This is a genomic window from Polaromonas sp. (genome assembly GCF_049790275.1).
GTDB lineage: Bacteria > Pseudomonadota > Gammaproteobacteria > Burkholderiales > Burkholderiaceae_C > Polaromonas.
On record NZ_JBAQYR010000030.1, the window covers coordinates 1 to 8461 of the forward strand.

Annotated in this window: 7 protein-coding genes; 2 read left to right on the top strand and 5 right to left on the bottom strand. The window is 63.7% G+C overall.

Features of this window, described 5'->3' with window-relative positions:
* Both WA904_RS03575 and WA904_RS03580 read right to left on the bottom strand, forming a co-directional pair.
* The coding region (locus WA904_RS03575; RefSeq protein WP_425195749.1) for a biotin--[acetyl-CoA-carboxylase] ligase at positions 1-518 on the bottom strand (518 nt) is incomplete at its 3' end.
* A 12-nt stretch (positions 519-530) separates the two neighbouring features.
* Complete coding sequence (locus tag WA904_RS03580; RefSeq protein WP_425195750.1) at positions 531-1244, bottom strand: SET domain-containing protein; 714 nt, start codon at positions 1242-1244, stop codon at positions 531-533.
* Positions 1245-1318: 74 nt separating this feature from the next.
* Between WA904_RS03580 and WA904_RS03585 the strand changes: the two genes are divergently transcribed.
* Together WA904_RS03585 and WA904_RS03590 are read left to right on the top strand one after the other, a co-directional pair.
* Positions 1319-1837 (top strand): TlpA family protein disulfide reductase, encoded by a 519-nt coding sequence (locus tag WA904_RS03585; RefSeq protein WP_425195751.1) that lies wholly within the window; start codon positions 1319-1321, stop codon positions 1835-1837.
* Complete coding sequence (locus WA904_RS03590) at positions 1834-4803, top strand: DNA topoisomerase III (RefSeq protein ID WP_425195752.1); 2970 nt, start codon at positions 1834-1836, stop codon at positions 4801-4803. The genes WA904_RS03585 and WA904_RS03590 overlap by 4 nt, the downstream gene beginning before the upstream one ends.
* Before the next feature lie 248 nt (positions 4804-5051).
* Here the strand turns inward: WA904_RS03590 and WA904_RS03595 are convergent, their stop codons facing one another.
* The 3 genes from WA904_RS03595 to WA904_RS03605 all read right to left on the bottom strand — a co-directional run bounded on the left by WA904_RS03595 (position 5052) and on the right by WA904_RS03605 (position 8213).
* Positions 5052-5843 carry a gamma-glutamyl-gamma-aminobutyrate hydrolase family protein gene (locus tag WA904_RS03595; RefSeq protein WP_425195753.1) on the bottom strand — a complete coding sequence of 264 codons (792 nt, stop codon included), beginning with the start codon at positions 5841-5843 and terminating at the stop codon, positions 5052-5054.
* Between the two features lie 122 nt (positions 5844-5965).
* Positions 5966-7402, bottom strand: a complete 1437-nt coding sequence (locus WA904_RS03600) for a sensor histidine kinase N-terminal domain-containing protein (RefSeq protein ID WP_425195754.1) — start codon at positions 7400-7402, stop codon at positions 5966-5968.
* Between the two features lie 136 nt (positions 7403-7538).
* Positions 7539-8213, bottom strand: a complete 675-nt coding sequence (locus tag WA904_RS03605; RefSeq protein ID WP_096666079.1) for a response regulator — start codon at positions 8211-8213, stop codon at positions 7539-7541.
* Between the last annotated feature and the right edge of the window lie 248 nt (positions 8214-8461).

Below are 8461 nucleotides of genomic sequence, written 5' to 3' on the forward strand. Positions count from 1 at the left end.
GGCAGGTGCTGGGCCATGGCGCGCACGTTGATGCCCACACCAATCACCACGTAGCGAAGCTCGCCCCAGTTGGCGGTTTCCACCAGGATGCCGCCCAGCTTGGATTCGCCGCCCTGTGCATCGGCCAGCCACAGGTCATTGGGCCATTTCAGGCGGATGGCCGGGGCGGCAGGGTTGCCGGGCTCCAGGCTTTCGGCAATGCTGATGCCGACGGCCAGCGACAGCCCCGACCAGTCGGCCGGCTGCAGGGGCAGGCCGAGTGAAAAAGTCAGGCTGTCGCCCACGCTGCTTTGCCAGCTGCGCCCCATGCGCCCGCGCCCGGCGGTCTGCTGTTCGGCCACCAGCAGCACCGGTTCGGCGGCGGTGGGGCCGGCGCTGCGGAAGCGCCGCATCAGCTCGGTGTTGGTCGAGTCGACCTGCGGCAGCACCTCGACCGTGAAGCCGGGCAGCACGGGTGCCACGGCTTCCCAGATGGCCTCGGCGGACCAGCGGATGGGGACGGTGGGACTGGGATGCACGGCAGGGACCGCTCAGTCCTTTTTACCTTTGCCTGGCTTGTCGGCCTTCCCGGCTTTGCCGGCCTTCTTCAGGACTTTCTTGAGTTCCTTGTTGAGTTCTTTCCTGAGCTGCTTGCCCTTCACGGGCTTGTCGGCAGCGGACGCTTTCTCAGGCTTGTTCTTCTTTTTTTCCTTCTTGCCCGGCTTGTCGTCCTTGGGCGCGAGCAGCGTGCCGCGGCAATTGGGCGCGCCGCACCAGCAGGGGTATTCGGCCTTGAGCTTCTTCGTGTACTTGGCGTCGATGATCAGGCCGTAGTCGTAGAACAGCTCTTCACCGGCCTTGATGTTGCGCAGCGCCTTGATGAAGACGCGGCCGTCCTGTTCGTCGGCTTCGCAGTTGGGGCTGCAGCTGTGGTTGATCCAGCGCGAGGAGTTGCCGCCGTATTTGGCGTCGATCACATGTTCTTCGTCGATGTGGAAGTAGAAGGTGTGGTTCGGGTCTTTCGGGTCGTGCGGGTGGCGGCGCAGCGCTTCCTTCCAGGTCACGACTTCGCCGATGTATTCGATCAGGGTCTCGCCTTCGGCCAGGTCCTGCACGGCAAACACGCCCTTGCCATGCACGCCGGAACGGCGGGTCTGGATGCGGCGGCCAGTGTCCGGCACCGGGTTGTCGGGCAGGCTGGAAAGGGGGGCAGAGTCCTGATTTTTTGACACGTCAATTTTTTTTGGTATGGTTAATTCATGCATGTGCGCGCACATGCGGGTGCGCGCGTACGCACGCGCGAAGCCGTTATTGTAGTGATGCACGCAAGGAGCAAGCCATGTTGAAGCGCCGCAAGGCCATCGCGTCTGCCGCCGCACTGGCTGCTGCGGCCCTGGGTTTGCCTGCGCTGGCCAGGGGCCCGGAAAGCCCTTTGCCCAAGGTGGGCAGCACCCTGTCCTTGTTACCGGTGACACTGCTGGACGGCAGCCTCTGGACGCCCGCGCAGGCGCAGGGCAAGGTGCTTGTGGTGTACTGGTGGGCCAGCTGGTGCCCTTTTTGTGCGGTGCAGTCGCCCCATATAGAGGCGCTGTGGCGGGCGCAAAAGGCCCATGGCCTGGAGGTGCTGGCGCTGTCGATTGACAAGGAGGCCGCTGCGGCGGCCAACTATATGAAGGCCAAGGGCTACAGCTTTCCCGCCGGGATGCTGACCCCCGAGGTGGCCAGGGTATTGCCCAAGCCGGCCGGTTTGCCGGTGGTGGCGGTGTTGAGAGTTAATGGCAAGCGCGGAAAAGTCCTGTTTGCCGAAGCCGGGGAAATGTTCCCCGAAGATGTAGAAGGTTTGAAGAAGTACTTATGAAAACGCTGGTGATTGCAGAAAAACCCTCGGTGGCGCAGGACATCGTTCGTGCCATTACGCCCACCGCGGGCAAGTTTGAAAAGCACGATGAATATTTCGAAAGCGATGACTGGGTCATCACTTCGGCCGTGGGCCATCTGGTCGAGATCCAGGCGCCGGAAGAGTTTGACGTCAAGCGCGGCAAATGGAGCTTTGCCAACCTGCCGGTGATTCCGCCCTACTTTGACCTCAAGCCGATGGACAAGACCAAGACGCGGCTCAATGCCATCGTCAAGCTGACCAAACGCAAGGACGTGGGTGCCATCGTCAACGCCTGTGACGCGGGCCGCGAGGGTGAGTTGATCTTCCGCCTGATCCAGCAGTACGCCAAGAGCGCGCACCCCGTGAAACGCCTGTGGCTGCAGTCGATGACACCGGCCGCCATCCGCGAGGGTTTTGACAGCCTGCGCACCGACGCGCAGATGCTCCCGCTGGCCGATGCGGCGCGCTGCCGCTCCGAGGCCGACTGGATGGTCGGCATCAACGGCACCCGCGCCATGACGGCCTTCAATTCGCGTGACGGCGGCTTCTTCCTGACGACGGTGGGCCGGGTGCAAACGCCCACGCTGTCGGTGGTGGTGGAGCGCGAGGAAAAAATCCGCAAGTTCGTCTCCCGCGACTACTGGGAAATCCACGCGAGCTTCCTGGCCGAAGCCGGCGAGTACCCGGCCAAGTGGTTTGACCCCAAGTGGAAAAAAGCCGCGGCTAATGCGGACAATGCCGAGCCCGATGCCGAGCTGAGGGCCGACCGCGTCTGGTCCGAGCGCGAGGCGCTGGCGATTGCCGAGGCTGTGCGCGGCAAAGCCGCCACGGTGACGGAAGAAAGCAAGCCGACCACGCAGGCGGCGGGGCTGCTGTTTGACCTGACCTCGCTGCAGCGCGAGGCCAACGGCAAGTTCGGCTTTTCCGCCAAGACCACGCTGTCGATTGCGCAAAGCCTGTACGAGCGCCACAAGGCGCTGACCTACCCGCGTACCGATTCACGCGCGCTGCCCGAAGACTATTTGCCGGTGGTGAAGCAGACCTTTGAAATGCTGGCCGCGAGTTCCATGAAACACCTGGCACCGCACGCGGCCACGGCCATCAAGGGCAACTACATCAAGCCGAGCAAGCGCATTTTCGACAACAGCAAGGTGAGTGATCACTTTGCGATCATCCCCACGCTGCAGGCGCCCAGCGGCCTGAGTGATGCCGAACAGAAACTGTACGACCTGGTGGTGCGCCGCTTCATGGCGGTGTTTTTCCCGAGTGCCGAATACCTGGTGACCACGCGTATTTCGCAAGCGGTGGGCCACAGCTTCAAGACAGAAGGCAAGGTGCTGGTCAAGCCGGGCTGGCTGGCGATTTATGGCAAGGAAGCCGCCGATGAAGTGGCCGATGCCAAGGAAGGCGACAAGGGCCAGAGCCTGGTGCCGGTCAAGCCCGGCGAGATGGTGCGCGCCGAGGTGGTCGAAGCCAAGGGGCTCAAGACCCGGCCACCGGCAAGGTATTCGGAAGCCACCTTGCTGGGCGCGATGGAAGGCGCTGGCAAGACAATTGACGACGACGAGCTGCGTGAAGCCATGCAGGAAAAAGGCCTGGGCACGCCGGCCACGCGCGCGGCCACGATCGAGGGCCTGATCAACGAGAAATACATGCTGCGCGAAGGCCGTGAGCTGATCCCGACGGCCAAGGCCTTCCAGCTCATGACGCTGCTGCGCGGCCTGGGCGTGGAAGAGCTCTCTCGCGCCGACCTGACCGGCGAGTGGGAACACAAACTCGCGCAGATGGAACACGGCAAGCTCAGCCGCGAGACTTTCATGGCCGAAATTGCCGCCATGACCAAAAACCTGGTCGACAAGGCCAAGGGTTACGACAAGGACACCATTCCGGGCGACTACGCCACGCTCAGCGCGCCCTGCCCCAACTGCGGCGGCGTGATCAAGGAGAACTACCGGCGCTACACCTGCACCGGCAAAAAGGGCGACGATGGCTGCGGTTTCTCGTTCGGCAAGACGCCTGCCGGCCGCACCTTCGAGGTGGCCGAGGTGGAGCAGTTCCTGCGCGACAAACGCATCGGCCCGCTGGACGGTTTCCGCTCCAAGGCGGGCTGGCCCTTCACGGCCGAGATGGTCATCAAGTTCGACGAAGAGACGAAGAACTACAAGCTCGAGTTCGACTTCGGCGACGACAAGAACGGCGAAACCGGCGAGATTGTCGATTTTTCAGGCCAGGAATCGCTGGGCGCCTGCCCCAAGTGCGGCGCCGGGGTGTTCGAACACGGCAAGAATTATGTGTGTGAGAAATCGGTGCCGACCAACGCCCAGCCCACACCGAGCTGCGACTTCAAGACCGGCCAGGTGATCCTGCAGCAGCCGGTGGAACGTGAACAGATGGTCAAGCTGCTGACCGCGGGCAAGACCGACATGCTGGACAAATTTGTCTCCATGCGCACACGCCGCCCCTTCAAAGCCATGCTGGCCTGGGACGCCGAAGCCGGCAAGGTCAACTTCGAGTTCGCACCGTCGAAATTCCCGCCACGCAAAACCGCCGGCCCGCCGAGGACCGGTACCGTGAAAACGCCGTTTGGCAAAACGGTTGCGGCCAAGACCGCCGGACCTGCGGCGAAAAAAGCGGCTGCGAAGAAAGTCGCGGCCAAAAAAGCACCCACCGCCAAAACCGCGAAACCGAAAACCCCACGCGTTGCCAAACCAGGCAGCGGCCTCAAACCCAGCGAAGCGTTGGCCGCAGTGATCGGCAACGAACCGGTTGCCCGCACCCAGGTCATCAAGAAGCTCTGGGACTACATCAAGGCTGAAAACCTGCAGGATGCGGCTAACAAGCGCGCCATTAATGCCGATGCCAAGCTGCTGGCCGTGTTCGGCAAGCCGCAGGTGACGATGTTTGAGTTGGCGGGGATTGTTGGGAAGCATTTGACGGCGGAGTAAATCCGACCGCGGAGGTACTCGCCCCGTTTGGGCTGGCCTCTGTCAAAGCTATCTTTGATTCCACTGGTAGTGGTTTGCCAGCAAGCCGGGGCGAGTCCTGGCTTGCTGGCACACCACAAACCGGCAACCGAAGAACGAGTCTAAACAGCTCAGCCGGAACGTTAGAGAAGATGCGCTATTAATTCAATAGCTGTTGGCGTACATCCCTACTGGGGATAAAGCCACTTTTGCCTGAAGCCCGCGACGAATCAGGCCGTGACGTGTTTCTTGGCTGCAGCCACCGCAGAAAGAAAATCCTCCAGCACAGCCGCATCATCAATCGTGTCCGAACCCGGCTGGTGAAACTCCGGGTGCCACTGGAGCGCCGCGATATAGCTTTTGGCCGGGTCCTTGCGGCGAATGGCTTCCACCATGCCGTCGGGCACGCTGAAGGCCTCGGCCACGAACTCGGGCGAGAGGTCCTTGATCCCCTGGTGGTGGATGCTGTTGACGCGCGCGCGTTCCACGCCGGGGTACAGGCGGGACAGCTGTGTGCCCTGGACGATCTCCACGCTGTGGAAGTTCTGGTCGTAAACCACCGCATCGCGGTGCACGAAGGACTCGGGCACCTGGGTGGCGATGTCCTGGTACAGCGTGCCGCCGAAAGCGATGTTGAGCAGCTGCATGCCGCGGCAGATGCCGAACACGGGCTTGCCGGCTCTTTCAAAGGAGGCGACCAGGGCCTTGTCGTATTCGTCGCGCACGCGGTCGCCGGACCAGCGCTCTTCGAGGGGCTCTTCGCCGTAGTTGCCGGGCCAGACATCGGCGCCGCCGTGCAGCACCAGCCCGTCGAGCCACTGGGCGTAGTCGTCAAAGTTGACATCCCCACGCTGCGTGCTGCCGGTCGGGCAGGGCACCATCACCACCATGGCGCCGGAAGACATGATCCAGTGGGCGACGGTCTGCTCGACGTACTGCAGCGTTTTGCCGGTGAACAGCGAACGCGTGGGGTCGGCGTGGGAGAAGCAGGCCGACAGGCCGATCTTCAGGCGCGTACGCATGTGGCGCCGGCTTTCACGGTTGCTCACTTCGGCCTGGGTGGGCACGGGGACCGCGGGCTTCATCGTCTTCATGGGGGTGAAAGGTCTCCAGGGGTATGGAGACAGTGTAGTGACGCGCAGCTTTATTCTTGTGGCAGATCTGCAAAGCCCGTGAAACGAACTGTGACCCGGGTGCCGGGGGGCGTGTGCCCGGGCAGGGCGTCGTCCACCGCGACGGTGGCACCGTGCTGCCGCGCAATTTCCTGCACGATGGCCAGGCCCAGCCCCGAGCCGTCGACATTGGTGCCGAGCGCGCGGTAAAAGGGCTGGAACACCAGCTCGCGCTCGGAAGCCGGAATGCCGGGGCCCGAGTCTTCAACCATCAGCACAATCACGCCGCTAAAGCGGTCGGTCAGCAGCCGCAGCGTAACCTGCCCGCCGTCGGGCGTGTAGTTCAGGGCGTTGTCGAGCAGGTTGCGCACCAGTTCCTTGAGCAGGGTCGGGTTGGCCTCCAGCACGCTGGCGGGCTCTCCGGGCGGTGGTCCGTCGTAGCCGAGGTCGATGTGCTTTTCCAGCGCGCGCGGCACCGAGTCCTGGATCGCGTCGGCCAGGATCTGGACCAGGTCCAGGCGCTGCTTGGCCAGGCTGCGGCCGGTGGTTTCGGCACGGGCCAGGGCCAGCAACTGGTTGACGGTGTGCGTCGCGCGTATGCTGGCGCGGCCGATCTGCTTGAGGGATTTCTTGAGTTCGTCGGCGTCGGTTTCACGCTGGGCCAGATCGGCCTGCATGCGCAGGCCGGCCAGCGGGGTCTTGAGCTGGTGAGCGGCGTCGGCCAGGAAACGTTTTTGGGTGGTCAGCAGGACCTTGAGCCGGCTCAGCAGGTCGTTGATGGACGAGACCAGCGGCGCCACCTCTTCGGGCACGATGGTTTCGTCAAGCGGGCTCATGTCGTCGGACTTGCGCGCGCGAATGCGTTTTTCCAGCTGGTCCAGCGGCTTGATGCCGCGCACCAGCGCCAGCCAGACCAGCAGCACGGCCAGCGGCAGCGTGACGAACTGCGGCACCATCACGCCCTTGACGATTTCGGTGGCCAGGGTCTTGCGTTTTTCCAGGGTTTCGGCCACCTGCACAAGAATGGGGTGGCCACCCGGCGCCTCGACCTTGATCCAGGTGTAGGCGACGCGCACCTCCTGGCCCTGCATCATGTCTTCGCGCAGCCGGACCTCGCCTTCAAAGCTGGTTTCTTCATCCGGTGGCAGGGGCAGGTCGCGCTCGCCGCTGAGGTATTCGCCGCGGGAGCCCAGCACCTGGTAGAACACCAGGTCCGTGTCGTCGGCGCGCAGGAGTTCGCGCGCCGGTGCGGTCAGGTTGAACTGCACCTGCTTGTTGTGGACCACAACCAGCCGGGTCAGGGCCTGGACGTTGTACTCCAGCGCGCGGTCAAACGGCTTGCCGGCAATGTTCTGCGCCACCAGCCAGGTCAGCGCCAGGCTGATCGGCCACAGCAGCAACAGCGGCGTGAGCATCCAGTCCAGGATTTCGCCGAACAGGCTGCGCCGTTCGCGTTGGAAGAGTCTCAGCGCCACAGGACTGTGTGCCCCCGCGCTCTGCAGGCAAGGCCAGCAGGGGCCGCGGAACCGGCTTTGCCGGGCCGCAGGCGCAGCGCCCCCTCGGGGGGCAGCGCATTACACGCAGTGAAAAGCGTGGGGGCCATATTTAACCAGGAATCTTCTCCAGGCAATAACCGAGTCCCCGGACAGTCGCAATGCGCACCGGGCCCTTTTCGATCTTCTTGCGCAGGCGGTGGATGTACACCTCGATCGCGTTGTTGCTGACTTCCTCGCCCCACTCGCACAGGCGCTCGACCAGCTGGTCCTTGCTGACGAGGCGGCCGGCCCGCTGCAGCAACACTTCGAGCAAGCCCAGTTCGCGTGCCGACAGCTCCAGCATCTGGCCGTCGATGGTGGCCACGCGGCCGGCCTGGTCGTACACGAGCGGGCCGTGTTTGATGGTGCTGCTGGCGCCACCCATGCCGCGGCGTATCAGGGCACGCACGCGGGCTTCGAGCTCCTGCAGCGAAAACGGTTTGGCCATGTAGTCGTCGGCGCCGTAGTCCAGCCCTTTGACGCGTTCTTCCACGCTGTCGGCGGCGGTGAGGATGAGCACCGGCATGGCCGAGCCGCGGGCGCGCAGGCGCTTGAGCACCTCGAGCCCGTGCATGCGCGGCAAGCCCAGGTCCAGGATGAGGAGGTCGAATTCGGTGTTGGTCATCAAGGCGGCGTCGGCCTCGGTGCCGCTGGCCACGTGGTCGGCCGCCGCGCCGGAGGCTCGCAGCGTACGCAGCAAGCCATCGGCCAGGACCTGGTCATCTTCTGCAATCAAAATACGCATGTTTGTCTCCTGATGAGAGTCCTTGCGCGCTCCGGCGGAGCGTGCAGGCGAAACGGCTCTTCGGCTTGTTTCGCAAATTCTAGGCTTTTATCCCCACGGCTAGCTGACTGCACCAACCTCCACGCTTTTCATTGCGTGCAGGGCGCAATGCAAATGCCACTCTTCCGTCTTTCCAAGCAGGGGCCGCGGGTCCGGCTCTGCCGGCCCGCAGGCGCAGCGGCCCCCTCGGGGGGGCAGGGAGTTACGCG